The organism is Terrabacter sp. MAHUQ-38, from assembly GCF_014518425.1.
Classification (GTDB): Bacteria; Actinomycetota; Actinomycetes; order Actinomycetales; family Dermatophilaceae; genus Terrabacter.
Map to the genome: position 1 here is coordinate 377,909 of NZ_JACVCU010000004.1, position 25,492 is coordinate 403,400.

Annotated in this window: 24 protein-coding genes and 2 tRNA genes; 14 read left to right on the forward strand and 12 right to left on the reverse strand. The window is 70.5% G+C overall.

Translation table 11 applies throughout. The features are described 5' to 3' along the window. Positions 1-74: 74 nt before the first annotated feature. The gene (locus tag H9I49_RS16875; RefSeq protein WP_370587616.1) at positions 75-1,085 is read right to left on the reverse strand and encodes a mechanosensitive ion channel family protein; all 1,011 of its coding nucleotides are present in this window, start codon (positions 1,083-1,085) and stop codon (positions 75-77) included. Positions 1,086-1,160: 75 nt separating this feature from the next. After that, a complete protein-coding gene (gene pepN, locus H9I49_RS16880; RefSeq protein WP_188031544.1) occupies positions 1,161-3,734 on the reverse strand; it encodes an aminopeptidase N in 2,574 nt (857 codons plus the stop codon). A gap of 140 nt (positions 3,735-3,874) precedes the next feature. On the opposite strand from pepN, the gene H9I49_RS16885 reads away from it, so the two are divergent. The 4 genes from H9I49_RS16885 to trmB all read left to right on the forward strand — a co-directional run bounded on the left by H9I49_RS16885 (position 3,875) and on the right by trmB (position 7,088). After that, the gene (locus tag H9I49_RS16885; RefSeq protein WP_370587617.1) at positions 3,875-4,546 is read left to right on the forward strand and encodes a DsbA family protein; all 672 of its coding nucleotides are present in this window, start codon (positions 3,875-3,877) and stop codon (positions 4,544-4,546) included. Positions 4,547-4,648: 102 nt separating this feature from the next. Beyond that, positions 4,649-5,131 carry a ribose-5-phosphate isomerase gene (locus H9I49_RS16890; RefSeq protein ID WP_188031545.1) on the forward strand — a complete coding sequence of 161 codons (483 nt, stop codon included), beginning with the start codon at positions 4,649-4,651 and terminating at the stop codon, positions 5,129-5,131. A gap of 47 nt (positions 5,132-5,178) precedes the next feature. After that, positions 5,179-6,294 (forward strand): PP2C family protein-serine/threonine phosphatase, encoded by a 1,116-nt coding sequence (locus H9I49_RS16895; RefSeq protein ID WP_188031546.1) that lies wholly within the window; start codon positions 5,179-5,181, stop codon positions 6,292-6,294. Positions 6,295-6,350: 56 nt separating this feature from the next. Beyond that, the gene (trmB, locus tag H9I49_RS16900) at positions 6,351-7,088 is read left to right on the forward strand and encodes a tRNA (guanosine(46)-N7)-methyltransferase TrmB (protein ID WP_370587618.1); all 738 of its coding nucleotides are present in this window, start codon (positions 6,351-6,353) and stop codon (positions 7,086-7,088) included. Positions 7,089-7,198: 110 nt separating this feature from the next. Here the strand turns inward: trmB and H9I49_RS16905 are convergent. After that, positions 7,199-7,272 (reverse strand) — tRNA-Pro (locus tag H9I49_RS16905). Positions 7,273-7,377: 105 nt separating this feature from the next. On the opposite strand from H9I49_RS16905, the gene H9I49_RS16910 reads away from it, so the two are divergent. Continuing rightward, positions 7,378-7,451: transfer RNA gene (locus H9I49_RS16910), tRNA-Gly, on the forward strand. Between the two features lie 220 nt (positions 7,452-7,671). Continuing rightward, the gene (locus H9I49_RS16915; RefSeq protein ID WP_188031547.1) at positions 7,672-7,971 is read left to right on the forward strand and encodes a DUF2087 domain-containing protein; all 300 of its coding nucleotides are present in this window, start codon (positions 7,672-7,674) and stop codon (positions 7,969-7,971) included. On the opposite strand, the gene H9I49_RS16920 is transcribed toward H9I49_RS16915, so the two are convergent. Then, on the reverse strand, positions 7,961-8,494 hold the full coding sequence (locus H9I49_RS16920; protein ID WP_370587619.1) for a hypothetical protein: 534 nt from the start codon (positions 8,492-8,494) through the stop codon (positions 7,961-7,963). The genes H9I49_RS16915 and H9I49_RS16920 overlap by 11 nt on opposite strands. A 150-nt stretch (positions 8,495-8,644) precedes the next feature. Here H9I49_RS16920 and tig point away from each other — a divergent pair, with 150 nt between their 5' ends. The 8 genes from tig (at position 8,645) to H9I49_RS16960 (ending at position 15,677) form a co-directional block, all read left to right on the forward strand. After that, positions 8,645-10,000: a trigger factor gene (gene tig / locus H9I49_RS16925; protein ID WP_188031549.1), complete on the forward strand. Its 1,356-nt coding sequence runs from the start codon at positions 8,645-8,647 to the stop codon at positions 9,998-10,000. Between the two features lie 157 nt (positions 10,001-10,157). After that, the gene (locus tag H9I49_RS16930) at positions 10,158-10,568 is read left to right on the forward strand and encodes a hypothetical protein (protein WP_188031550.1); all 411 of its coding nucleotides are present in this window, start codon (positions 10,158-10,160) and stop codon (positions 10,566-10,568) included. Positions 10,569-10,822: 254 nt separating this feature from the next. Continuing rightward, positions 10,823-11,428: an ATP-dependent Clp protease proteolytic subunit gene (locus H9I49_RS16935; RefSeq protein ID WP_188031775.1), complete on the forward strand. Its 606-nt coding sequence runs from the start codon at positions 10,823-10,825 to the stop codon at positions 11,426-11,428. A gap of 33 nt (positions 11,429-11,461) precedes the next feature. Next, positions 11,462-12,115 carry an ATP-dependent Clp protease proteolytic subunit gene (locus H9I49_RS16940; protein ID WP_188031551.1) on the forward strand — a complete coding sequence of 218 codons (654 nt, stop codon included), beginning with the start codon at positions 11,462-11,464 and terminating at the stop codon, positions 12,113-12,115. 107 nt (positions 12,116-12,222) lie between these two features. Then, the gene (locus H9I49_RS16945) at positions 12,223-12,477 is read left to right on the forward strand and encodes an acyl-CoA-binding protein (protein WP_188031552.1); all 255 of its coding nucleotides are present in this window, start codon (positions 12,223-12,225) and stop codon (positions 12,475-12,477) included. A gap of 401 nt (positions 12,478-12,878) precedes the next feature. Next, positions 12,879-13,565 carry a hypothetical protein gene (locus tag H9I49_RS16950; protein ID WP_188031553.1) on the forward strand — a complete coding sequence of 229 codons (687 nt, stop codon included), beginning with the start codon at positions 12,879-12,881 and terminating at the stop codon, positions 13,563-13,565. A 149-nt stretch (positions 13,566-13,714) separates the two neighbouring features. Further along, a complete protein-coding gene (gene clpX / locus H9I49_RS16955; protein WP_188031554.1) occupies positions 13,715-14,992 on the forward strand; it encodes an ATP-dependent Clp protease ATP-binding subunit ClpX in 1,278 nt (425 codons plus the stop codon). Between the two features lie 46 nt (positions 14,993-15,038). Beyond that, complete coding sequence (locus tag H9I49_RS16960; RefSeq protein ID WP_188031555.1) at positions 15,039-15,677, forward strand: hypothetical protein; 639 nt, start codon at positions 15,039-15,041, stop codon at positions 15,675-15,677. A 112-nt stretch (positions 15,678-15,789) separates the two neighbouring features. On the opposite strand, the gene H9I49_RS16965 is transcribed toward H9I49_RS16960, so the two are convergent. From H9I49_RS16965 to valS, 8 genes are all read right to left on the reverse strand, one after another. Continuing rightward, a complete protein-coding gene (locus tag H9I49_RS16965; protein ID WP_188031556.1) occupies positions 15,790-17,337 on the reverse strand; it encodes an MFS transporter in 1,548 nt (515 codons plus the stop codon). A 98-nt stretch (positions 17,338-17,435) separates the two neighbouring features. After that, complete coding sequence (locus H9I49_RS16970; protein ID WP_188031557.1) at positions 17,436-18,089, reverse strand: TetR/AcrR family transcriptional regulator; 654 nt, start codon at positions 18,087-18,089, stop codon at positions 17,436-17,438. Positions 18,090-18,277: 188 nt separating this feature from the next. After that, positions 18,278-18,931 (reverse strand): hypothetical protein, encoded by a 654-nt coding sequence (locus H9I49_RS16975; RefSeq protein WP_255524033.1) that lies wholly within the window; start codon positions 18,929-18,931, stop codon positions 18,278-18,280. A gap of 16 nt (positions 18,932-18,947) precedes the next feature. Continuing rightward, on the reverse strand, positions 18,948-20,261 hold the full coding sequence (locus H9I49_RS24555; RefSeq protein ID WP_188031558.1) for a DUF58 domain-containing protein: 1,314 nt from the start codon (positions 20,259-20,261) through the stop codon (positions 18,948-18,950). A gap of 5 nt (positions 20,262-20,266) precedes the next feature. Further along, positions 20,267-21,256, reverse strand: coding sequence for a MoxR family ATPase (locus H9I49_RS16985; RefSeq protein ID WP_188031559.1), 990 nt, complete (start codon positions 21,254-21,256; stop codon positions 20,267-20,269). Between the two features lie 4 nt (positions 21,257-21,260). Then, entirely contained in the window at positions 21,261-21,896 is a 636-nt protein-coding gene (locus H9I49_RS16990; protein WP_188031560.1) for a hypothetical protein, read from the reverse strand. After that, the gene (locus H9I49_RS16995) at positions 21,893-22,639 is read right to left on the reverse strand and encodes a DUF4129 domain-containing protein (RefSeq protein WP_188031561.1); all 747 of its coding nucleotides are present in this window, start codon (positions 22,637-22,639) and stop codon (positions 21,893-21,895) included. The genes H9I49_RS16990 and H9I49_RS16995 overlap by 4 nt, the downstream gene beginning before the upstream one ends. 106 nt (positions 22,640-22,745) lie before the next feature. After that, positions 22,746-25,400, reverse strand: a complete 2,655-nt coding sequence (gene valS / locus H9I49_RS17000; RefSeq protein ID WP_188031562.1) for a valine--tRNA ligase — start codon at positions 25,398-25,400, stop codon at positions 22,746-22,748. Positions 25,401-25,492 lie beyond the last annotated feature (92 nt).

Below are 25,492 nucleotides of genomic sequence, written 5' to 3' on the forward strand. Positions count from 1 at the left end.
GGGCCAGTCTCCCAGAGGTCTGCGCCTGCTCGTGCGACGGCTCCGCCCAGTCACCACCACATCACCGCGGCACGTCACTGCGGCGCAGCGCCGCCGTAGTGCGGCATGACCGGCAGCGGGCTGCGCACGCCGGCGCGGTCGAAGGCCACCTTGACCCGCTCACGCATCTCGCGCTGCACGCCGAACTGCTCGTTGGCGACCGTCTTGGCGATGATGCGGATCGTGATCGTCCCGTTGGCGATCGACTCGACGCCGACGACGTTGGGCTGCTCGAGGAGGATGTCCTTCCACGCCTCGTCGACGTCCATGACGCTGACGACGTCGCGGATGACCGAGATCGCCTTCTCGACGTCCTGGTCGTATGAGATGGGGATGTCGACGAGCGCCGTCGACCAGCCCTGCGTCTTGTTGCCGATGCGGATGATCTCGCCGTTGCGCACATACCAGGTCATGCCATTGGCGTCGCGCAGCTGCGTCACGCGCAGCGAGACGTTCTCGACCGTACCGACGACTTCGCCGGTGTCGATGACGTCGCCGACGCCGTACTGGTCCTCGACGATCATGAAGACCCCGGACAGGAAGTCCTTGACGAGGCTCTGCGCGCCGAACGCGAGGGCCACGCCGCCGACGCTGGCCGAGGCGAGCATGGGGCCGAGCGGGATGCCGACGAGTGACAGGACCGTCAGGGCTGTGATGCCGCCGACGACGAAGGTCGTGATGCTCTTGAGCAGGGCGCCCATCGTCTGGGTCCGCTGCACGTGACGGGCGTTCGCGACGCCCACGGCCTGCAGGGCACGCCCGGCGCCGGGCAGGCTCGCGAACCGTTCGGCGCGGCGTGACGTCGCCGTCGTGACGACGCGTTTGATGAGCCGGTGCAGCAGGAACCGGGCGACGAACCCGACCACGAGCACCGTGATGATGAGCAGCGGCGTGCCGACGAGCCAGTCGCCGACGCCGGACCAGGTGAGGTCCGACAGGTCGGGCATCGAGAGCGGCACCGGCAGCTCCTCGCTGGGAGACGGGGTCGGACTGGGTGGCGTCGCAAGGGGGGTGCGGGTGGTCAGGTGCGTGAGGGCGTCGATCACAGGGGTCTCAGTCGGGGTCGGTAGGTGGTGGAGGCCGGTGCCGGGCCGACTCCATGGTCGGCCCGGCGGCGAGGGTCAGCCGCGGCGGTCGCGCTCCTGGGCGACGAGCGCGCGGGCAATCGTGTCGCGGTTCTCCGCGACGGTGCGTACCAGGCCTGGTGCCGCGTCGGGGTGGGCGGCCAGCCAGGCGTCCGAGGCGTCCTTGAGCTCCTGGCTCGCGAGCGCGAACGGGTAGAAGCCGCCGACGACGCGCTCGCCGATGGCGACGCTCCGCTCGGCCCACGCGTCGACGAGCATGTCGTGGTAGCGCTCGACGTACGGCTCGAGCAGCGACACGTCGGTGCTCCGGCGGAATCCGGCACTCACCGCCTCGACCATCTGGTTGGAAAGGTCGTTGCGTTCGACGGCCTTGGCCCAGGCGTCCGCCTTGGCCTCGGCGGTGGGCCGGGCGGCCAGCGCCTCGGCCGCGCGCTCCTTGCCGGTCGACGTCGGGTCGCGGTCGAGCTCGGTCTCGATCTCGACCGCGTCGGCGACACCGAGGGCGGCGAGTGCCTTGGTGAAGGTCCAGCGCAGCTCGGTGTCGACGGTGAGACCCGGCAGGGACGCCTCGCCCGTGAGCAGGGCCCTCAGGTGCTCCTCGTCGGCGACGTCGGCGGTGCTCGCGGCCCAGGCCTCGACGAGCTGGAACTGCGCGTCGCTGCCGGCCTCGGCCGACTCGGCGAGAGCACGCAGCGCCGACGACAGCAGGGCACCCACCTCGGCCCGGTGCTCGGGCGCCGTGTAGAGGCGGGCGGCCGTCGAGACCTGGCCGATGAGGACGCGCAGCAGCGTCGAGTCGGTCTCGCCCGGCAGCGACTCGAGCACGAACCGCACGAAGTCGCGGGCCGGCATCTCCCCGTCGCGGGTCATGTCCCACGTCGCGCCGAGGACGAGCGAGCGGGGCAGCGAGTCCTGGAAGCCGCGCGGCAGCGAGAGGGCCGTGGCGAGCGAGCGCTGGTCGAGGCGGATCTTGCCGTACGCGAGGTCGTCGTCGTTGAGCAGCAGCAGGTCGGGCTGCTCCCGGCCGACGAGCTCGGTGATGTCGGTGCTCTCGCCGGCGATGTCGACCTCGTCGTAGCCGATGCGCTCGAGCACGTCGCCACCCTCGCTCCGGCGGACGGCATACCGGCCGATGCCGATGCGGTGGGGTCGCAGCGTCGGGTACTCCTCGGTGGCGCTCTGGGCGATCGCGAAGGAGCTGTACCGGCCGTCGGCGTCGACCTCGAAGACCGGTCGCAGCGTGTTGACGCCCGCCGTCTCGAGCCAGAGCTTGCTCCAGTCGGTCAGCTCGCGACCGGATGCCTTCTCGAGCTCGCCGAGCAGGTCGGAGAGCGTCGTGTTGCCCCAGGCGTGCTTCCGGAAGTACTCGCGCAGGGCCGCGACGAACGGCTCACGGCCGACGTACGCGACGAGCTGCTTGAGCACGGACGCGCCCTTCGCGTACGTGATGCCGTCGAAGTTGACCTCCACGTCCTCGAGGTGACGCATGTCGGCGGCGATCGGGTGCGTGGAGGAGAGCTGGTCCTGGGTGTAGGCCCACGCCTTCTCCGACGTGCCGAACGTCGTCCATGCACTCGTCCACTCGGTGGCCTCCGCCTGGCACGTCGTCGACGCCCACTCGGCGAAGGACTCGTTGAGCCAGAGGTCGTCCCACCACTTCATCGTCACGAGGTTGCCGAACCACATGTGCGCCAGCTCGTGCAGGATCGTCAGCGCGCGGCGCTCGACCTTCGCCTCGGACACCTTCGACCGGAAGATGTAGACCTCCACGAAGGTCACCGCGCCGGCGTTCTCCATCGCGCCCATGTTGTACTCGGGCGTGAAGACCTGGTCGTACTTCTCGAACGGGTACGGCTGGTCGAACTCGTCCTCGAAGAACGCGAAGCCCTTCTTCGTGCAGTCGAAGATGTTGTCGGCGTCGAGGTACTGCGTCAGCGACTTGCGGCAGAACACGCCTAGCGGCACGACCCCGCCACGCGTCTGCACCTCGTCGCGCACCTCGTCGTACGGGCCCGCGATGAGCGCCGTGATGTAGGAGGAGATCCGCTTCGTCGGCTCGAACGACCACGTCGCACGCTCGACGCCGTCGGCGACCCCGGCGGCCTCCGGGGTCGGCGTGGGGGAGTTCGAGATGACCTTCCAGTGCGCCGGCGCCGTCACCGTGAACCGGAAGGATGCCTTGAGGTCGGGCTGCTCGAAGACGGCGTACATGCGCCGGGAGTCGGGGACCTCGAACTGCGTGTAGAGGTAGACCTCGTTGTCGACCGGGTCGACGAAGCGGTGCAGGCCCTCACCGGTGTTGGTGTAGCGGCCGGTCGCGTCCACCACGAGCACGTTGTCGGCGGCGAGGCCGGCCAGCGTGATGCGCGAGTCGGCGAACACCTCAGCAGGGTCGAGGTCGACACCGTTGAGGGTCACCCGCTCGACGGACTCGGCGATGAGGTCGATGAACGTGTCGGCGTCGGGCTCGGTGCAGGAGAACGTGACCGTGGTGACGGTGTGGAAGGTCTCCGGACCCGTCGTCAGGTCGAGACGGACGTCGTAGGAGTCGACGCGCAGGATGGCTGCGCGGCTCGCCGCCTCGTCGCGGGTCAGGTTCTTGCCGGGCACGTGGGGACCTCCTGGTGGCAGGTGCTTCGGGCGCGACGCAGCATCGGTCGGACGGCGTCGTCGCGGGCCATCCTCGCACGGATAGGGGGCTCGTCCACCACTGCGTTGGTGGTGCACGGGGCAGTGCCATGATGGGCCCCATGGCCGACGCGAACGACAGCACGCAGGCGACGACGGACACGAGCCGGAGCACGACCGGGGGGTCGGCGAAGGAGTCGGTCGAGATGTGGTTCGACCCGATCTGTCCCTGGGCGTGGATGACGTCGCGGTGGCTGATGGAGGTCGAGCGGCTCCGCGACATCGAGGTGACCTGGTCGGTCATGAGCCTCGCCGTCCTCAACGAGCACCGCCACGACCTCGACGCCGCCTACCGGGCCCGCATGGACGAGGCCTGGGGGCCCGTCCGCGTCATCATCGCGGCCACCGAGGCGCACGGCCCGTCGGTCATCAAGCCGCTCTACGACGCGATGGGCACGCGCATCCACCTGCGCAAGATGAACGACTTCGACCAGGTCATCCGCGAGTCGCTGGAGGACGTCGGTCTCCCCGCGGCCCTCGCCAAGGAGACGCACCACAAGAAGTACGACGCCGCCCTCCACCGCAGCCACAAGCGCGGCATCAGCCTCGTCGGCACCGACGTCGGCACCCCGATCATCGCCGTCGGTGGCGTCGCCTTCTTCGGGCCCGTCGTCACACCGGCACCCAAGGGTGAGGATGCCGCGAACCTCTGGGACGGCTGCGTGCTCGTCGCGCGGACTCCCGGGTTCTTCGAGTTGAAGCGCACCCGCACGCTCGGTCCCATCTTCACCTGACGGACGACCGGCAGCACCTGCCAGCACCTGCTCGACCCATTTGCTCGACCCCTCTGCTCGACCCACCCCCTCGACCACCCCAAGACGCACCCAAGGACGGACATGCGCATCCACATCGGCGGCGACCACGCGGCATACGAGCTCCACCAGTCCCTGCTCACGCACCTGCGTGACGCGGGCCACGACGTCGTCGACCACGGTCCCTTCGCCTACGACGCCGAGGACGACTACCCCGTCTTCGTGCTGCGCGCCGCCGAGGCCGTGGCGGGCGACGCCGGGTCGCTCGGTGTCGTGCTCGGCGGCTCGGGCAACGGGGAGCAGATCGCGGCCAACAAGGTCAAGGGAATCCGGGCCGCCCTCGCATACGACGCAGAGCTCGCGAGCCTCGCCCGCGAGCACAACGACGCACACGTCGTGTCCATCGGAGCGCGCTTCACCCCGGACGCCGTCGCGAAGGAGATCGTCGACACGTTCATCGCCACGAAGTTCACCGATGAGGCGCGCCACAGCCGCCGTGTGGGTATGGTTTCCGCGTACGAGATCACGGGAGACCTGCCGGCTTCGCCGGACTCGGACGCGCGCTGAGAACGGCCGTGTCCGGCCCGTCCCCTCGAGCCGAAAGAGGGAGACACGTGGCCATCAACGAGAGCATGGTCTCTCGCCGGCCGCGCTACGCTGCCGGACCGATCCGGCGCCTTCGCCTGTTGGGGCCGTGGCTCAGCCGGGCCCCGTGGGCGCTCGTCACGTTCTTCCTCTTCCTGAGCGTCCTCGCGACGGCCGCCATCTTCGAGTGGCCCACCCAAGTCCCTTGGGGCGTTTACGGATTCATCGTCGTGGCCGCCGGTTTGTTCCTCGAGCCACGGTTCCTGCTCGTCGTCTACATCGGCCTGTTCCTCGCCATGGCCATCGCGGGCGTGTACTTCGGTAACGGCAGACCGACGACGATAGGAGCGCAGGTCGTGACCGTCGCGACGATGCTGCTCATGATCTGGCTCTCGCACGCTCGCGCGCAGGTCGGCGTCAGCGGCGTCACCGGCGAGTCGATGCTCGTCGACATGCGCGACCGCCTGCGGGCCCAGGGGGAGCTGCCGCCGCTGCCGCCGACCTGGGGCGCCGAGGTCGCCCTCGAGTCGGCCTACGGCGACGGGTTCGCCGGTGACTTCGTCGTCGCCACCCGCTCGACCGACGGCCGCACCCTCGAGGTCGCGCTCGTCGACGTGTCCGGCAAGGGGCGCGAGGTCGGCGCCCGGTCGCTGCTGCTCTCCGGCGCCCTCGGCGGCCTGCTCGGCGAGATGAGCGACCGTGCCTTCCTCCAGTCCGCCAACAACCACCTGCTGCGACTGCGGTGGCTCGAGGGCTTCGCCACGGCTGTGCACGTCGCCGTGGACCTCGAGACCGGGAACTTCACCATCGGGTACGCCGGCCACCCGGCTGCCGCGCAGTTCGCTGCCGGGTCGGGACGGTGGCGAATGCTCAACGGTGGCCGGGGACCGCTGCTCGGCGTCATCGAGAACGCCGAGTACCCGCGCGAGAGCGGCACCATCCGCCACGGAGACGCCCTCGTGCTCTACAGCGACGGCGTCATCGAGGCGCGTGACAAGGCTCTCGTCGACGGCATCGACCGGATGCTCGGCCGAGCCGAGTCGTTCATCCGCACCGGCTTCGAAGGCCTGGCCCAGCGGCTCTGCGACCAGGCCGCCGCGGGTCTCGGCGATGACCGCGCCGTCGTCACCATCTGGCGCAGCTGACCGGCACCCCGGCACCTGAACCTGGCGGTCCTCCTGGCCGTCACTACGATGCCAGCGTGACCGAGCACCCCAGCGACACGACCCCGCGGGCCGTCCCGACACCGCGCCGGGAGCAGAGCGTGCCCGACCTGCCGCCCGACGTGACCCCGGCGCGGGTGCGCACCTTCGTGCGCCGCGGCCGGCTGTCGACGCTCACCCGCGACCGCGTCGAGCGGCTCGCCCCCGCCCGCGCGCTCCCTGAAGGTCCGTTCGACGCCGCCACCACCTTCGGGAGGACCGCCCCCCTCGTCCTCGAGATCGGCTGCGGGCACGGCCACGCCGCCATCGCGTATGCCGATGCCTTCCCCGACCACGACATCGTCGCCATGGACGTCCACACCCCGGGGCTCGCGCGCATGCTCGCCGACGCCGACGAAGCCGGCGTGCCCAACCTCCGCGTGGAGATCGGCGACGCCGTCCTGTTCCTCGAGGACCGGGTCGCCGGCGACACGTTCGACGCCATCCATCTCTTCTTCCCCGACCCGTGGCGCAAGAAGAAGCACACGAAACGCCGGTTCGTCAGCCCCGCCAACCTCGACACGCTCGCGCGCGTCCTCAAGCCCGGCGGCCACGTGCTGGTCGCCACCGACCAGGACTTCTACGCCCAGCACGTCCTCGCCGAGGTCGCGACGCACCCGCGGTTCGAGGCGCACCGGGTCGAGCGGCCCTCGTGGCGGCCGGGAGCAGGCTTCGAGGCCAAGGGAATTGCTGCCGGACGGACGATCAACGAGCTTCGACTGGATCTCGTGGGCTGAAGCTCCTCGCGTCGATGCGCTCCGGCTCCCGGCATCCTGTGCGCCCCCGGCGCAGCGAAAGGGGACGTGTGACTGCGACGTCGTCGCGTCACACGTCCCCCTTTCGCAAGTCGGGGCAACAGGATTTGAACCTGCGACCTTCCGCTCCCAAAGCGGACGCGCTACCAAACTGCGCCATGCCCCGTCGTGCCGCCCCGGGCACACGAACACCCGTGGGCGGGTCGATTTCGGGAGACCGGAGGAGAACCAGTAGGCTAGCGCCTCGGATCGCCGGCACCGACGGCGGCCTGCGGGCGTAGCTCAATGGTAGAGCCTCAGTCTTCCAAACTGATTACGCGAGTTCGATTCTCGTCGCCCGCTCCACATGGGCCCCCTCGAGCAGTGTGCGAGGGGGCCCTTCCTCGTGCCCGAAAGATCCGATCTGTACCTGCCACCGCCGAGCCGCCGCCCCGCCCGGGGTCCTCCCAGTGCCCGCCCGGGCGGCTCAAGGTCGGGGGGCGGTCCCGGCAACTGCGGTCCGTGACGCGCATCGAGGCGGGTATCCGGTGGAGCCCGCGCCGCCTCGCCACCTACCGTTGCCCGCATGTTCCGCCCAGATCTGCAGGACGCGCTTCGCGACCGGGACGCGGTGCTCCGCGCGTTCCTCACGCCCGACGGCACGCTGACGAGCATCCCGACGAAGATCCGCAAGCGTCTCGTCGTGCTCGACCGGCTCTCGCAGGAGTTCGAGCCGGGGGAGAAGTACGACGAGAGCCAGGTCAACAACCGGCTGCGCGCCTTCCACCCCGACGTCGCCGCGCTGCGCCGCTACCTCGTCGAGGAGGGCTTCCTCGACCGCGCCGACGGCCTCTACTGGCGCAGTGGCGGCACGGTCAGCGAGTGACGAAACCGAGCGCCTCGGAGAGGTACGACTCCGCCCCGTCGGCCTCCAGGCCCGCCTCGACAGCTGCAGCCGTACGCGGCGACGGCCACCCGTGCACCCAGAAGAGCGCCAGCCCGCCCGGCAGTGCGATGAGCAGGGGCAGCCAGGTGTGCGGCATGAAGGCGAACGAGCACGCGAAGGCCACGAGCACCGGCGCCTCGGCGAGAGCCGTACGCAGCGTCGTCGTGGACGTGAAGTAGCGCAGGCTCGTGGACTGGGCGTTCTCACGCGGCAGGCCGTGCGGGAGGGACGGCACGGCATACCCGACGTAGCGGATCAGCGTCGCCGAGCCGACGAGCGCGACGAGCACGAGCGCAACCGCCCAGGGCGACGGCAGCGGCGCCGACGGGTCCACGATGATGCGCACCGCGCTGATCATGAGGGCGCCCATGCCGACCGCGACGGCCACCATCTGGATCGGGCGCAGGACCTCGCTCCCGGCGGAGGTGAAGGGGCCAGGTGGGGTGCTCGGGGTCTCGCTCACGCTCTCGAGCATAGGTGGGGCCGAGGCGGCGCCTGCCCACGGACGATCGGCGCATTTAGCCAACGGCCGTGTGGCCTATAGCATGGTGCGCTGGCCCGTCCGTCCACCGTCGACGACCACGTCGGCACCACCCCAATGGAGTACCCCGCAGTGAAGAGTGCGCTCGAGACCCTCAGCCCGACCCGGGTCAAGATGACCGTCGAGGTCCCGTTCGAGGAGCTCAAGCCGAGCCTCGATGCGGCCATCAAGCACATCGGTGAGCACATCCAGGTCCCCGGCTTCCGCAAGGGCAAGGTTCCGGCCCGGATCATCGAGCAGCGCGTCGGCCGCGCCGCCGTGCTGGAGGAGGCCGTCAACAACGCCCTCCCGACGTTCTACGGCCAGGCCCTCGAGGACAACGAGGTCCGCCCGCTCGGCCAGCCCGAGATCACCGACCTCAAGGTCCCCGCGACCGACGGCGAGGACTTCACGTTCACGGCCGAGGTCGACAAGCGCCCCGAGATCGAGCTGCCCGACTTCTCCGGCATCGAGGTCACCGTCGACGAGGCGAAGGTCGACGACGAGGCCGTCGAGCAGCGCCTCACCGACCTTCGCGCCCGCTTCGGCACGCTCAAGGGTGTCGACCGTGCGGTCCAGGACGGCGACTTCGTCTCCATCGACCTGTCCGCGGAGATCGACGGCGAGCAGATCGACTCCGTCACCGGCGTCTCCTACGAGGTCGGCAGCAAGAACATGCTCGAGGGCCTCGACGAGGCGCTCATCGGCATGACGGCCGACGAGACGAAGAACTTCACCGCGCCGCTGGCCGGCGGCGACCAGGAGGGCCAGGACGCGAGCTGCACCGTCACGGTCACGGCGGTCAAGGAGCGCGAGCTGCCCGAGCTCGACGACGAGTTCGCCCAGCTGGCCTCCGAGTTCGACACGCTCGACGAGCTGAAGGCAGACCTCACCGCCAAGGCCGAGGTCGACGCGAAGTTCGCGCAAGGCGTCGCCGCTCGCGACCAGCTGCTCGAGGCCATCCTCGAGAAGGTCGACGTGCCGATCCCCGACAGCCTCGTCGAGGCCGAGGTGCGCAGCCACCTCGAGGGCGAGGGTCGCCTCGAGGACGACGAGCACCGCGCCGAGGTCGACGAGAGCACCCGCAAGGGCCTCAAGACCCAGCTCGTGCTCGACGCGATCGCGGAGAAGGAGGAGGTGCAGGTCCAGCAGCAGGAGCTCATCGAGTTCCTCGTCATGAGCTCGCAGCAGTACGGCATGGACCCGAACGCCTTCGCCCAGTCGCTCGACCAGGAGGGCCAGATCCCTGCCATGGTCGCCGAGGTCGCCCGCCGCAAGGCGCTCGCGACGGTCCTCGAGAAGGTCTCCGTCAAGGACACCGCCGGCAACGTCGTCGACCTCAACGAGGCCGTTCCCGGCACCGAGGGCGACGAGGCCGACGAGACCGCCGCGGACGAGACCGGCGCGGACGAGACCGCCGAGGACAAGGCCGAGAAGGCCGACGCCTGACCGTCCCCGATCACGAATGCCGCTGGGCCGGCTCCCGCACGGGGGCCGGCCCAGCCGCACGTCCGGGGCTGGTAGGCCCGCGGGGCCCGGGGGTACGAGATGGGTGGCCGTCGACGGCGGCGGCCACTCATTTCGTGACCCCGGTGAGGAGCCTGACATGACAGCGTTCGACGACCTGACCGACTCGAGCCCCGAGAGCCCCGAGAGCACCGAGAGCGCCGCCGAGGCCCTGGCTGCGCAGCCGGGCGGCGCGGCCCAGACCCCCGGTGAGATCGGTGGCGAGGACCAGACCGTCGACCCCTCGGGTGATCCGGGTGGTGACAGCGACCTCGGCACGACCGCGGAGGACATGTCCGGCCAGGGCCCGGGTGTCGACGGCTCCGACCAGGAACGCGGCAACCTCGACGGCAGCACGCCTGTCGAGAGCTCTCGCGAAGATGCCCTCGACGACGCCGGCGAGGCCGTGCGCGACCCGTCCGAGGCGAGTGCCGAGAACCTCGACGGCACCGACCTCGCCTCCTACAGCGACGCCGGCGACTCAGGGCAGGACAACGGCCTGAACGAGTGACCGCACCGGCTCCGGGACCCCGCCACACGGCATACGTGGGCGGGGTCCCTCATGCGTTCCGCGTGCGTGGTTGCGCGCCGTCCGCTCAGGTTGTGCGCTCACGGCGAACAGAGTGTGGTTCGGGAAATCTGCTCGAGGCGTCGGGCGTTAGGGTCAGTGACGAGCCAGCCGGCGCCACCTCCAGTGGTCCGGGCTGGACCAACTTCGACGATGGAGACACGGTGAATTCGGAGACCTCCGCCAACGGCAACGGCATGCCGGGTGGTCTGGACGACCACATCTACAACCGCCTGCTCAAGGAGCGGATCATCTTCCTCGGCTCCGACGTGCGCGACGACAACGCGAACGCCATTGCTGCGCAGCTGCTGCTGCTGTCCGCCGAGGATCCTGAGAAGGACATCTGGCTGTACATCAACAGCCCGGGTGGCTCGATCTCGGCCGGCATGGCGATCTTCGACACGATGAACTGGATACCCAACGACGTCGCCACCGTCGCGATGGGCATGGCCGCCTCGATGGGCCAGTTCCTGCTCTCGGCAGGCACGAAGGGCAAGCGCTACGCCACGCCGCACGCGCGCGTCATGATGCACCAGCCTTCCGGCGGCATCGGTGGGACGGCGACGGACATCAAGATCCAGGCCGAGCAGATGCTCTACGTCAAGCAGCAGATGGCGCGGCTCATCGCCGAGCACACCGGCCAGACGGTCGACCAGATCGAGAAGGACTCCGACCGCGACCGCTGGTTCAGCGCGGAGGAGGCCAAGGAGTACGGCTTCGTCGACCACGTCTTCAGCCGCTCCGACCAGGCCGTCGAGGGCAACAGCGGTGTCGGCCAGGCCGACGCGAAGACCGACAGCTGATCTGCGGCCGACAAGGACTTGGAGACAACACGCATGAACATCGAACCCACGAACCGCCTCGCGGTCGCCCAGCCGTCGAGCCGCTACATCCTGCCCCAGTTCGAGGAGCGCACCTCGTACGGCATGAAGCGGTCCGACCCCTACAACAAGCTCTTCGAGGACCGCATCATCTTCCTCGGCGTGCAGGTCGACGACGCGTCGGCCGACGACATCATCGCCCAGCTGCTCGTGCTCGAGTCGCTGGACCCGGACCGCGACATCCTCATGTACATCAACAGCCCGGGTGGCTCGTTCACCGCCATGACGGCGATCTACGACACGATGCAGTTCGTCCGGCCCGACATCCAGACGTTCGTCATCGGCCAGGCCGCGTCGGCTGCCGCGGTGCTCCTCGGAGCGGGCGCGCCGGGCAAGCGGTTCGCCCTGCCGAACTCCCGCATCCTCATCCACCAGCCGGCGCTCTCGGGCGGCGACTACGGCCAGGCCTCCGACATCGAGATCCAGGCCAACGAGGTGCTGCGCATGCGGACGTGGCTCGAGGACACCCTCGCGCACCACACGGGCCGCACGTCGGATCAGGTCCGCAGCGACATCGAGCGCGACAAGATCCTGTCCGCCGAGGACTCCAAGGAGTACGGCCTCATCGACGAGGTGCTCGCCTCCCGCAAGGCGTCGCTCGAGGTCTGAGCCCCGCTCTCCGCACGTCATGCCGTGGGGCCCGGTCCGTGGACCGGGCCCCGCGGCATACCTGCTTGGATGGGTGAGACCTGACATCGAGCATGGGAGAACCGGTCATGGCGAGTGCGGACTTCGCGCAGGCGGTCGAGACGGTCAAGGGCCTGACCACCGACCCCGGCAACGACGTCAAGCTGAGGCTCTACGGGCTCTACAAGCAGGCGACCGAGGGTGACGTCAGCGGCTCCCGGCCCGGCTTCACCAACCCGGTCGGGCGGGCCAAGTACGACGCCTGGGCCAAGCTGTCGGGCACGTCGCCCGAGGCCGCTGAGGAGCAGTACGTCGCTATCGTCCGCGACCTCGCCGCCGGCTGACCTGGCGGCCCGCCGGCATCGGGCCGCGGCTGGCTCGTTGCGGCCGCAGGCGTGGTTCGGCCGCAACCATCCAGCCATTCCTCGACCTCGCCGCGCACCTCGGTCTCGTGGACCTGGTCGTGCTGGGAGACTCGATCGTCAAGCGGAAGCGGCTGACGCCGGAGCACTCGTCGAGGCGGCGACCGCCCATCGTGGCGCGGGAGCCCGACTCGCCCGACGGGCGGCTCTGCTCGTCCGGGACGAGGTCGACTCCGCCATGGAGTCCCGGTTGCGCCTGCTGCTGGTCCTCGCCGGACTGCCGGAGCCCGTGGTCAACCACAAGATCGATCCGGCCGCAACGATCGAGCCACGGCTGGTTCGTCGTGGGCGATCGCGGCGGGTGGGCGGCGTACCTTGCGGGCATGGGACTCAGGGGTCGCGCCGGGCGGTTGGCTCGGTTGGCCGCAGTGGTCGGGATGCTGTTCGGGCCGGTCGTCGTCGCATCGGTCGTCCCCGGCGCGCCGACCGCGAACGCCTCGTGCGCGGGCCGCGACGCTGCTGAGATCGTCGCCGACTCCGACGTCGTGCTGACCGGTCGGATCGCGACGATCGACGACCCGGCTCCGAACTACGCGCCGTACGACGTCGGGTGGACGATCGAGGTCGGGTCGGTGCACAAGGGCCGGGCGCCGCGAACGGCCCACGTCGTGGCCACGACGTACACCCACGAGGACGTCCGCGCCGGAGGCACCTACGTCTTCGCGCTCGGCGTGGAAGGGAAGGGCTTGCGAGCGGGCGGCTGCCAGGACCTCGCGGCAGTCGGATCGGCCGAGGCCGCCGCCCTGGTCGATGCGGCCGGGCCCGGTGGACCGCCCGTTGCGAGCGATGGTGTGCCCGGCAGTGCCGAGATCGAGCTGGGACCCTCGGGCGGCTGGTGGGCCTCGCCGTGGGGGATGGTGCTCGTGGGCCTGTTGGGCCTGCTCGTGCTGTGCGTCGGCGGCGTCGGGCTCGCCGTCCTCCTCGGTCTGCTGGTGGGTCGTCACCGCGGTCGCACATGCTCGGACGGCCCGGCGGCAGAGCAGGATCCGACTGGAACGCCGTTCAAGTGACACCGGCGTCGTTTGTCCGCCATCAGCGGACAAACGGCGTTGCGCGAGCGGGGGCGGCCCCCTGCGTCGTCTAATAGGAGTCGGCCCCCTAGGTTGGGGTCTGCCGGGCGCACCCCAGCGTTCGGGGCCGACGAACCAGGAGCGAATCGGTGGCACGCATCGGAGAAGGCGGAGACCTCCTCAAGTGCTCTTTCTGCGGAAAGAGCCAGAAGCAGGTCAAGAAGCTCATCGCCGGCCCCGGTGTGTACATCTGCGACGAGTGCATCGATCTCTGCAACGAGATCATCGAGGAGGAGCTCGCCGAGAGCAGCGAGCTGGGCCTCGACCACCTGCCCAAACCGCGCGAGATCTTCGACTTCCTCGAGAACTACGTCATCGGCCAGGACGTCGCGAAGAAGTCGCTCGCCGTCGCCGTATACAACCACTACAAGCGCATCCAGGCCGGTGAGGGCGTCAAGCGCGACGACGAGCACATCGACATCGCCAAGTCCAACATCCTGCTCATCGGTCCGACCGGCTCGGGCAAGACGTACCTCGCGCAGACCCTCGCGAAGATGCTCAACGTCCCGTTCGCCATCGCCGACGCCACGGCCCTGACCGAGGCCGGCTACGTCGGCGAGGACGTCGAGAACATCCTCCTCAAGCTCATCCAGGCCGCCGACTACGACGTCAAGAAGGCCGAGACCGGCATCATCTACATCGACGAGGTCGACAAGATCGCCCGCAAGAGCGAGAACCCCTCGATCACGCGCGACGTCTCCGGCGAGGGCGTGCAGCAGGCGCTGCTCAAGATCCTCGAGGGCACGACCGCGTCGGTCCCCCCGCAGGGCGGACGCAAGCACCCGCACCAGGAGTTCATCCAGATCGACACGACCAACGTGCTCTTCATCGTCGGCGGCGCCTTCGCCGGGCTCGAGAAGATCATCGAGTCGCGCTCGGGTCGCAAGGGTCTCGGCTTCGGCCAACCCCTCCACAACCCCAAGGACCTCGCCGACAGCTTCTCCGACGTCATGCCGGAGGACCTGCTCAAGTTCGGCCTCATCCCCGAGTTCATCGGTCGCCTGCCCGTGCTGACGACGCTCGCACCGCTCGACCAGCAGGCGCTCGTCAACATCCTCACGGTGCCACGCAACGCCCTCGTCAAGCAGTACCAGAAGATGTTCGAGATCGACGGCGTCGAGCTGGAGTTCACCGAGGACGCGATCGAGGCCGTCGCCGACCAGGCGCTGCTGCGCGGCACGGGGGCCCGCGGGCTGCGCGCCATCATGGAGGAGGTCCTCCTCCCCGTCATGTTCGACGTGCCGAGCGACGACGAGATCGCCCGCGTCGTCGTGACCCGCGAGGTCGTCCTCGACAACGTCAACCCGACGATCGTGCGCCGCGAGGCCGAGCCCCGGCCGAAGCGCCAGCGCAAGGAATCCGCTTGAGCCTGAAGGTCGTTCGCGTCCGGCGTGCCTGAACGGAGGGTGACCCGTGGCTGCTCCCTTCCGGCTCGGCGCCGGTGACCACGCGCCGGCGCAGCAGACGAACACCACGTGCGGGTCCGCATCGCTGACGATTGCCCGCATGCTCGTCAACCCGGCCTTCGCGGAGTGGATCCGGCACGGCTCACGCAAGGACGCACGAGACGGCGACGTGCCCGACGCCGGCACCGAGGCGCAGCGCTTCGCGGCCTACGAACAGGTCGTCGCCTCCCGCACCAACGCGATCCTCGGCGCGGGCCGCCGCCTGCAGCTGCCATGGCCACGGGCCCTCGGCACGCCGCCGTGGGGTGCGCGGCACGAGCTCGAGTACGGTGCCGCCGACCCCGAGGCCGACTACGACGTCGCGTGGTTCCGCCACCGCGGCCGCCGCGGGCTCGAGCGGACGTATGCCGCCCTCCGCGCGCGGGTGCGCGACGGCCGTCCCGCGCTGCTCTACGTCGGCAACGCGTGGTTGCCGCGACACGTCGTCCTCGTCATGCCGCCGACGGGCGGCCAGGAGCTCGACGTCTACGAGCCGTCGTCGGGGCGGGTCATCGACCTGCCGCGGCAGGCCTTCGTCGAGCGTCGGCTGGCCGTCGGCGGCTGGGACGTTCCCTGGGCTGTCGTCTGGGACGACTCCCCGTCCTGATCGTCGAGAGGCCACACTTCGCTGCCCGGACGAGTCGGAAGGCCACCCTTCGTCGCGAACGGTGGCCCCTCGACCTTGCGCAGGCCGCGCGTCCTGACCCCTCGAAAGGGGCTCAGCCGATGTGCACCGGCTCGGCGCCGTCGTTGGCCAGCTCCTTGTGCCGCACGTTGAGCGCCACGAGGGTGACGAGGCCGCCGACCGCGATCATGATCGCGGCGACGAGGTAGGCCCGGCTCGCCCCGTAGGCGAACGCCTCGTCGGCGATGAGCTTCTGCGCGGCGGCGAGCTGCTCCTCGGTCGGCGCCGGGCCGCCCTGTGGCAGCTTCGCGGTCAGCTCGGCAACCTTGTCATTGAGGTTGTTGACGAAGATCGTGCTCAGGGTTGCGAGGCCGAGCGTGCCACCGACCTGCTGCATCGTGTTTAGCACCGCAGAGGCCACCGAGGAGTCCTCGTGGGCGACGCCGTGGACGGCGGTCAGCGTGAGCGGAACGAAGATCAGGCCCAGGCCGAAGGCGAGGACGACGATCCACGGAAGCAGGCCACTGGCATACGTGCTCTCGGGCGTCAGGTGCGTGAAGCCCCACATGCCGAGCGTCGCGAAAGCGGCGCCCGCACCGGAGATCCAGCGCGGGTCGGTGCGCGCGATGAGGAACGACGCGAGCTGCGCCGCCACGACGATGCCGAATGAGAAGGGCAGGAACGCGAGACCGGTCTTCAGCGGCGAGTAGCCGAGGATGCTCTGGATGTAGATGCCGAGGAAGTAGAACATCGCGAACATGCCGGCGCCGACGATGAGCATGACGAAGTAGGACGTGCCGCGGGTGCGGTCGCCGGGGATGCGCATCGGCAGCAGCGGGTGCGTCGTACGCATCTCGACGACGACGAACGCCACGAGCAGCGCGACGCCGATCGCGAGGTACGTGACCGTCGTCGCGTCGCTCCACGAGGTGCTGGCCGCATGCGTGAGGCCGTAGACGAGCGAGGAGAGACCGGCGATCGAGGTGACCGCGCCGGGCACGTCGAGCGAGCCGCGGCCGTCCTCGGACTCGGTGAGGATGCGCTGCGCGAACCAGGCGACGACGACACCGATCGGCAGGTTGATGAAGAAGTTCCAGCGCCAGTCGAGCTCCGTCAGCGCACCACCGAGGATGAGGCCGATCGCCGCACCGGCGCCCGACATCGCGGCGAAGACGCCCATGGCGCGGTTGCGCTCCTTGCCCGCCGGGAAGGTCGTCGTGATGAGTGCGAGCGCGTTGGGCGCCGCGAGCGCGCCACCCAGACCCTGGAGGGCGCGGGCGCCGAGCATCATGGCCTCGTTCTGGGCGATGCCGGCCACGAGCGACGCGAGCGTGAAGAGCGCGACGCCCCAGACGAACATCCGACGGCGGCCGTAGAGGTCACCGAGGCGTCCGCCGAGGAGCAGCACGCCACCGAAGGCGAGCGTGTAGATCGTGACGACCCACTGGAGGTTGGCCTGGCTGAAGCCGAGGTCCGCCTCGATGTGGGGGAGTGCGATGTTCACGATGGTGCCGTCGAGCACGATCATGAGCTGGGCGGCGCAGATGACGAAGAGCGCCAGGCCCAGGCGCTTCGGTGGCGTGTCGTGGGAGGTGAACTCGCCCGCGGGCTCGTGCACCTGCAGTGCCGTGGTCGACGACATGGGTGTTCCTCTCGATGACGTGCGTCAGTGACGTGCGTGGTTGACGTGCGTGGTTGACGTGCTGGTGTGGTCGCGCGCTCGCCTCGCCGGTCAGCAGCTCAGCGGCTGCTGGGCCGGGGTGCGAGCGTGGCGGCGCACGCCGGGAGGACGACGGTGTCCACGAACTCGGCGATGCGGTCCGGCCCCGGTCGTGATCCCGAGAGCAGCGCCTCGTGGATCGACAGGGACGGGAGGATCATGAGGAGGGTGTCGAGGTCGGCGTCGGCGCCGATCTCACCCCGTGCTCGGGCGTTCTCGAAGATGGAGCGGGAGGCCGCGATCTTGGGGGCCAGGAACCGCTCGTGGATGCCGCTGGCCAGCTCTGCCTCGCGGTGGATGACGGGGAGCAGGGCGCTCCAGGTGCCGATGACGACCTCGTCGTCGAGGCCGCCGTCGGCGCAGGCTTGGGCGAGCAGGTCGCCGCGCAGCGAACCTGTGTCCGGGTCCTGCTCGGCGGGGCAGTTCATGAACAGGCCGAGGGCGTCGATGACGAGGTCGCGCTTGTGCGGCCAGCGGCGGTAGAGCGTCGCCTTGGAGGCGCGCGCCGTCGCGGCGACGGCGTCGAACGTCAGCTTGTCGTAGCCGGCATCACGCAGCACCTCGATCGCGGCTTCGAGGATCTCGACCTCGCGGTCACCCGCGACGCGAGGGCGGCTGCCGTGACCCGCGTCGTCCGTGACGACGTCCTTCGCCTGCGCGCCTGCCGTGCCCATGCCCTCACCGCGATCTTGTCTGGATGAAACGAAACTGTTTCGTTTCATCCAGACGGTACGCCCTGGTCGCAGAATTGCCAAACGCACCCTCGCCGAGCGTCGCGACACCGACCTCGCACCTGCGTCGTCGCGTCGAGGTCGTCGTGCCGGCAAGGAGCACGGTGCGCGCCGGCAGGGCTGAGCGTGCCTCAGTCGCGGGGCGCCGGTGGGCTCGTGCGCACGAGCCAGAGGCCGACGGCAACGCCGCCCAGCCCGACGACGTATGCCACGGGCACGATCCCGAGGGAACGGCCCGCGAGCAGCCCGGCGAGCACCGCGACGGGAACGGCCGCCGCCGATGCGATCGCCGTGTGCCGCACCCAGCGGCTCGCCGTGCGCGACGTGAACGACCCGGCCGGCGGCGACGACGCCGACAGCGCGGCGGCCGCGTGTCCCACGGCGAGTCCGGCCGCGGCCGGGAGGGACCACCACGAGAAGCTCCCGGCGGGGGTCAGGGTGAACCATCCATAGAGCAGCAGCGCCCAGTAGAGGAGGGGGGCGGCCGAGCCCGCCCACGCCATCGTGAAGAGGGGCAGCGCCGCGAGCGCCCACCACAGGGAGTCGAAGCCACCGCCGGCGCGGGAGAGGCTCGCGAGGTAGACGACCACGCCGCCGACGGCCGCGGCGGTGGCTCCGAGCTGGCTCAGGGACCACTCCGGTCCCGCGCCGAAGTGCACCGTCCGGCGCACCGGTGGCACGACCGTGACCGGTGGCACGGGTCCGTCGGGCACGGTCGCCCCACCCGCACCAGGGGTCAGGTGCGTCGCGTCACCCATCGTCACCGCCTCGTCACCGCCTGCCATCGCCTGTCATCGCCTGTCATCGTCTCGTCATCCGCGGCGCCGACGCCCGGCGGGCGATGTCGCGCAGCACCTGGTCGAGCGACCCGGGGCCGCGCCACGGGACCACGGGGACCCCACGAAGTCGGAGGCTGTGGACCTCGGCGTCGCGGGACAGGAGCCGGACGCGCCACGCGAGCGCCTGGTAGACGTTCGTCGGGTCGTCGACGAGGTGGTCGGGGAACGTGTCGACGACGACGACCGTCATGCCGCGCGCTGAGAGCCGGTGCGCGAGCGTCACCATCGTCGGCTCGATGAGCGGCGACAGCACGAGGCACAGGGCCATGGGATCGACGCCGCGGACCGCGTGCTCGCCGGTGTCGCGCCGCTCGGTGGCCGGCGAGATGGCGGCAAGGGTGTCGAGGACCCGGCGCAGGTGGTTGGTGCCAGAGCCGACCCCCAGCGTCGGGACGGACGCGGCCCCGACCGTGCGCAGCGTCAGGCGGTCGTTGCTCCGGAGGAAGTGCTCGCTGATCGCACCGGCCGCGCGCACGGTGACGTCGAGGCTCGTCGGGCGTCCGTCGATGCCCTCGCGGGGGCCGAGGTCGCTGAAGCAGTCGACGAGGAGGAACACGTGGGCGTCCTCGTCGGTGAAGGTCGACGTCACGTGCAGCGCGCCCGTGCGCATCGAGGTCGGCCAGTGGATGCGGCGGAGTCGGTCACCGGGGTGGAACTGCCGGATCGTGTGGAACTCCGACCCTGACCCCGGCCGGTTGGACCGGTTGAGGCCGACGATGCCGCGTGGGTGCGGCGTGGGAGCACTCGCGTCGAACGCTGCGGGAAGAGGGAGGGTCGCAGAGTCCAGATCGGGGAGGTCGACCGGGCCGACGCGGAAGGCGCCCCACGTGCTGACCAGGGCGATGCTCACCGTGCCGATGCGGCGCCGCCCCCAGCGGGTGGACCGCAGACCGATCGAGGCGGCCCCGTCCTCGAGCTCGGCGATGCCGCTCGATGGCTTGCGCTCGATCCACGGCGCCTTGGCCACCGTGACGAGCCCGTGGACGTCGGGCAGGGCCGGCTGGATGCGCACGTGCAGGCCGGTGACCGCCCCCTCGCGCACGGTGGTCTCGCCCAGCCGGGCGGTCCCGGTGACCTCGGACCGGGGTCGTGCCAGGTGTCCCCAGAGGGCGGCCGCGACGAGGGGGGCGACGATGACCAGCAGGTCGGCGCGGCGGCCGACCACGGCGACGACCGCCCCGCCGGCGGCGAGGAGGATGGCGCGCTGATGCGCGGCGGTCGGCGCCCACCCGCCGAGGTGGCGGGTGGCCGTGCCGTGCGGCCGCCAGGTCTGCACGTCGGTCAGCCCAGCGACGGGTCGGTGCCGAGCGGCTCGCGCGCCGACGGCGTCGCGACGGTGCGCAGGAGGCTCTCGACGATGGTGCGGCCGGTGGCGTTGCTCATCCACAGCTCGGGCTTCACCGTGATGCGGTGGGCGAGGACGGGCACCGCGACGGCCTTGACGTCCTCCGGGGTCACGTAGTCGCGGCCGTCGACGACGGCATACGCCCGGGCGCACAGCAGCAGCCCGAGCGCGCCGCGTGGGGAGGCGCCCATGAGCACGTCGCCGTGGGCGCGGGTCGCGGCTGTCAGCGCGACGCAGTAGCGCCCGACGGACTCGTCGACGACGGTCGCCTCGATCGCGGCCTGCATCGCCAGCAGCTGGTCGGCGTCGACGACCGGGTCGAGCTCCTGTTCCTCGCGCTGCCGCGCCATCCGGTTGGAGAGGATCTGCCACTCATCGTCGAGGGTGGGGTAGCCGAACGAGATGCGCATGAGAAACCGGTCGAGCTGCGCCTCGGGAAGGGGGTAGGTGCCTTCGTACTCAACGGGATTCGCCGTCGCGAGGACGTGGAACGGCCGCGGCAGCTGGAACGTGCGGCCCTCGACGGTCACCTGCTTCTCCTGCATCGCCTCGAGGAGCGCGGCCTGCGTCTTCGGCGGCGTGCGGTTGATCTCGTCGGCGAGCAGCAGCCCGGCGAAGAGGGGCCCGGCGCGGAACTCGAACTCGCCGGCCCGCTGGTCGTAGATGAAGGAGCCGGTGATGTCGCCGGGCAGCAGGTCGGGCGTGAACTGGGCCCGCTTGAACTCGAGCCCGAGGGTCTGCGCGAAGCTGCGCGCCGCGAGCGTCTTGCCCAGGCCCGGGAAGTCCTCCATGAGCACGTGCCCGCCGGCGAGGATGCCGGACAGGACGAGGCGCAGGGCCTCGCGCTTGCCGACGACCGCACGGTCGACCTCGTCGAGGACGGCGCCGCTCAGCTCGCCGACGCGGGCCAGGTTCATCTGGGTCATGGCGTTACCACTGCTCGATTCGTCGGAGGATGGGGTCGAGTCGCTGCGGGCGGTAGAGGTCTGGCGGCGGTAGGCCGACGAGCAGGTCCCACAGCTCTGGCGGCGTGACGCCCTGGGCCCATCTCGGCTCCTCCTCGGCGATGATGCCGTGTCTCGAGTGGAGCCGTTCGCGGATGAGGACCTGCAGCTGCACGTGGAGGTCGTGCACGACGCTCTCGCGCCCCTCGCCGCGGAGGTTGGCCGCCTCGAGGCGTCCGGCCAGGTTCGTGACGCGGAAGTCGTTGCCGCGCCCCTGCGCGCCGATGTCTCCGTCGACGAGGGGCCACGTGGTGAGGTGCTGCGGCGCCGTGTGGTCGATGACGTGCCACAGCAGCAGCGCGCCGGCGACCAGGATCGCGAGGATGACGGGCACGTCGGGGGCGAGCCCCAGGGCAGCCATGAACAGGGACGCCCCTGCCCACGTGAGCGCGAGGCCCACCACGCGTCGACGCCACGGCAGGAACGCGCGCCTGAGTGCGTCGATCCGGGTCGGCTCGCGGCGGACCGCGCCGCGAGGCAGCGGGCGTCCCGTCGCGGCCGCTCCTCGTTCCCGGGCCACTTGGCGCGTCCGAGGAGGGATGCCGTCCGGCTCGGTGCTCACGCCTCCTCCTGCCTGCGGGGCCGGGACGCGGCGGTCGGTGCCTCGGTCTGACCGGACTGCTCCGCCGACACGCGGTCCAGGTCGTCGACGAGTATCCGGAGGTCGGCGATCGCACGCCGCCGGTGCTCCTCGCCCAGCTCGTGCACCGAGAAGCGCGCCTCACGGTAGAGGGCCGCGAGGTCGCCGAGCCGCTGCGAGTCGACGGGCCACACACTGATGACGCGTTCGGTGTACTCGGTCGAGGTCTCGGCCCGCAGCCGGGGCAGCCCGGTGGCGGCAGCCGAGGTCTCGAGGCCGAGCCAGGCGGCGACGATCGCGTTGCGCGGCTCGCCCGTCTCGAGGTCGCGGAGCCGGTCGCGGGCCGCCTCGAGCAGCTCGGAGGGCACGAGCGGGATGGCGAAGTCGGGCTCCTCGTGCTGGGCGAGGTGCGGCCGGCGCCGCAGCAGCGACCGGAGCAGCTGCGCGATGACGACGAGGACGACGACGGCGGTCAGCACGACGACGATCTGCACGAATGCGACGAGAAGCGGTGAGGGTTCGAACGGCAGTGCGGCGGCGCTCGTCGCGGTGGTGGCGGTCGGTGGTGTCGGGAGGTCGGTCGTCACGGTCTCGAGGAGGGTGACGGTGCGGTCGTCGACGGGCCGCGAGAGCAGCGGCACGGGCCGGCCCAACGCCGCCACGACGAGTGCCGCCATGACGACGGCCGCGCCCGCAACGGTGACCTGCACCCCCCGTCTCGACATGTGCGTGACCCTATGCCTCCGGCGCGGCCGGGGACCGGGATGCGCGCCGATCGTTGCCGTCCCGATAGGTCGGGACGGCAACGTGCCGCAACGTGCTCAGTGCGGCTCAGGCCTTGGCGGGCTGCTTCTCGACGGGGACGAGCTCGGCGTCGCGGATCTCGACGGCTGCACCTTCGGCGTACGTCAGCTCGCTGATGCGACCGCTTGCGCGCAGGTCGGCCTCGGCGGCGCGCACGTGCTCGACGGACGCGGCCGGGGCGACGAGCGTCATCGTGCGGACCTCGGCGCGCATGCCGACCTTGGCCTCGGACTTGACCTTGCGCACGCCGGCCAGCGCCGTGCTCACCGACGTGAGCACCGCGGCGTCGCCACCGGCGGGGAGCTCGTCGCGCGTGGGCCAGGGCCGGCGGTGCACCGAGCCGTCCCCGAACCACGACCACACCTCCTCGGTCGCGTACGGGATGAACGGCGCGAGCAGGCGCAGCAGCGTCTCGAGCGCGAGGCGAAGCGCGGCGCGCGCGCTCGCAGCGGCATCGTCGCCCTGACCGCCGTACGCGCGGTCCTTGACGAGCTCGAGGTAGTCGTCACAGAACGTCCAGAAGAACGTCTCCGTGACCTCGAGCGAGCGGGTGTAGTCCCACGCCTCGAAGCCGGCGGTGGCCTTGTCGACGACGTCGCCGAGCGTCGCGAGCATGGCGAGGTCGAGCGGGTGCGTCACCGCCGCGTGCAGATCGCCGTCGACGTCGCCGAAGCCGAGCGCGAACTTGCTCGCGTTGAGCACCTTGATGGCGAGGCGCCGGCCGACCTTCATCTGGCCCGTGTCGTAGGCCGCATCGGTACCGAGCCGCCCGGAGGCGGCCCAGTAGCGCACGGCGTCGGCGCCGTTGGCCTTGACGACGTCCTCGGGCGTCTCGGCGTTGCCCTTGGACTTGCTCATCTTCTTGCGGTCCGGGTCGAGGATCCAGCCGCTGATCGCGGCGTTGGACCACGGCACCGAGCCGTGCTCGTAGTGCGCCCGCACCACCGTCGCGAAGAGCCACGTGCGGATGATGTCGTGCGCCTGCGGGCGCAGGTCCATCGGGAAGATGGCCTCGAAGAGCTCCGGGTCGTTGCGCAGCCCGTCGCCCTCGCCGACCTGCCACCCGGCCGCGATCTGCGGGGAGAGCGACGACGTCGCCCACGTGTCCATGATGTCCGGGTCGGCGACGAAGCCGCCCGCCTGGCCGCGCTGCGACTCGTCGTAGCCCTCGGGCACGTCGATCTGCGGGTCGACCGGCAGGGCCGAGACCGGCGGCGTCAGCGGGTGGTCGTGGTCGACCTCACCGTTGGCGTCCACGGGGTACCAGACCGGGAACGGCACGCCGAAGAAGCGCTGCCGCGAGATGAGCCAGTCACCGTTGAGGCCGTCGACCCAGTTCGTGTAGCGCGAGCGCATGAATGCCGGGTGGAAGTCGATCTCGGCGCCACGAGCCACGAACGCGGAGCGCAGGTCGGCGTCGCGCCCACCGTTGCGGATGTACCACTGGCGCGACGTCACGATCTCGAGCGGCTTGTCGCCCTTCTCGTAGAAGTTCGCCTTCCGCTGGGTCTTCTGCGGCTCGCCGTCGAGGTCGCCTGACTCGCGCAGGGCCGCAACGACGGCCTCGCGCGCGCTGAAGGTCGTCTTCGTCGCGAGCGACTCGGCGTACAGCGCCTCGCCGGGGCCACCGGCGACCCACTCCGGCGTCTCGGCCTGGAGTCGCCCGTTGCGGGTGATGAGCGAGCGCATCGGCAGCTGCAGCTCGCGCCACCACATGACATCGGTGAGGTCACCGAACGTGCAGCACATGGCGATGCCGGCGCCCTTGTCCATCTCGGCGGCGCGGTGGGCGACCACCGGCACCTCGACCCCGAAGAGCGGCGACGTGACGGTCGTGCCGAAGAGCGGCTGGTAGCGCTCGTCGTCCGGGTGCGCGATGAGCGCGACGACCGACGGGATGAGCTCGGGGCGCGTGGTCTCGATGTACAGCGGGGTGCCGTCGGGGCGGTGGAACGCGACCCGGTGGTACGCGCCGGGATAGTCACGCGCCTCGAGCTCGGCCTGCGCGACGGCGGTCTGGAACGTCACGTCCCAGAGCCCCGGCGCCTCGCTCTGGTAGGCCTCGCCGCGCTCGAGGTTGCGCAGGAACGCCTGCTGCGCGACGGCGCGCGAGCGCTCGTCGATGGTGCGGTAGGAGATGTTCCAGTCCAGCGAGAACCCCAGGCGGCGGAAGAGGGACTCGAAGGTCACCTCGTCCTTGACCGTGAGCACGTCGCACAGCTCGATGAAGTTCTTGCGGCTGATCGGCTGCTGGTCGGCGGCCTTGATGGCCTTGCCGTTGGCGTCGACACCCTCGGTGAAGGGCGGCTCGTAGCCCTCGACGTAGGGGAGCGTCGCGTCGCCGCGCACGCCGTAGTAGTTCTGCACGCGACGCTCGGTCGGCAGGCCGTTGTCGTCCCACCCGATCGGGTAGAAGACCTCGAAGCCCTGCATGCGCTTGTAGCGGGCCATGCAGTCCGTGTGCGTGTAGGAGAACACGTGGCCGACGTGGAGCGACCCGCTGGCCGTGGGCGGCGGCGTGTCGATCGCGAAGACCTGCTCGCGTGGCAGCGACAGCGCCTTCTCACGGTCGAACGCGTAGGTGCGCTCGTCCTTCCATACCTGCATCCACTTCTCCTCGAGGCCTTCGAGCGTCGGGCGCTCGGGGATCCGCGAGGTGGTGCGTGCAGGTGCGTCAGTCATGCCGACAATCCTTCCATGGCTGCGGGTGTGCCCTCGACCGCCTTTCACCGTGCGACCCGAGCCGCCGGCGTATGCCGTGTGGCCGGTGCCGC

Excerpts from the sequence above, each read along its gene's own strand:
- H9I49_RS16985 (WP_188031559.1), bottom strand. The coding sequence starts at position 21,256 with ATGACCCAGATGAACCTGGCCCGCGTCGGCGAGCTGAGCGGCGCCGTC.
- H9I49_RS16940 (WP_188031551.1), top strand. The coding sequence starts at position 11,462 with ATGAACATCGAACCCACGAACCGCCTCGCGGTCGCCCAGCCGTCGAGC.
- H9I49_RS16975 (WP_255524033.1), bottom strand. The coding sequence starts at position 18,931 with ATGGCAGGCGGTGACGAGGCGGTGACGATGGGTGACGCGACGCACCTG.
- valS (WP_188031562.1), bottom strand. The coding sequence starts at position 25,400 with ATGACTGACGCACCTGCACGCACCACCTCGCGGATCCCCGAGCGCCCG.
- H9I49_RS16965 (WP_188031556.1), bottom strand. The coding sequence starts at position 17,337 with ATGTCGTCGACCACGGCACTGCAGGTGCACGAGCCCGCGGGCGAGTTC.
- H9I49_RS16930 (WP_188031550.1), top strand. The coding sequence starts at position 10,158 with ATGACAGCGTTCGACGACCTGACCGACTCGAGCCCCGAGAGCCCCGAG.
- H9I49_RS16890 (WP_188031545.1), top strand. The coding sequence starts at position 4,649 with ATGCGCATCCACATCGGCGGCGACCACGCGGCATACGAGCTCCACCAG.
- H9I49_RS16950 (WP_188031553.1), top strand. The coding sequence starts at position 12,879 with ATGGGACTCAGGGGTCGCGCCGGGCGGTTGGCTCGGTTGGCCGCAGTG.
- H9I49_RS16945 (WP_188031552.1), top strand. The coding sequence starts at position 12,223 with ATGGCGAGTGCGGACTTCGCGCAGGCGGTCGAGACGGTCAAGGGCCTG.
- H9I49_RS16885 (WP_370587617.1), top strand. The coding sequence starts at position 3,875 with ATGGCCGACGCGAACGACAGCACGCAGGCGACGACGGACACGAGCCGG.
- H9I49_RS16915 (WP_188031547.1), top strand. The coding sequence starts at position 7,672 with ATGTTCCGCCCAGATCTGCAGGACGCGCTTCGCGACCGGGACGCGGTG.
- H9I49_RS16970 (WP_188031557.1), bottom strand. The coding sequence starts at position 18,089 with ATGGGCACGGCAGGCGCGCAGGCGAAGGACGTCGTCACGGACGACGCG.
- H9I49_RS16935 (WP_188031775.1), top strand. The coding sequence starts at position 10,823 with ATGCCGGGTGGTCTGGACGACCACATCTACAACCGCCTGCTCAAGGAG.
- H9I49_RS16995 (WP_188031561.1), bottom strand. The coding sequence starts at position 22,639 with ATGTCGAGACGGGGGGTGCAGGTCACCGTTGCGGGCGCGGCCGTCGTC.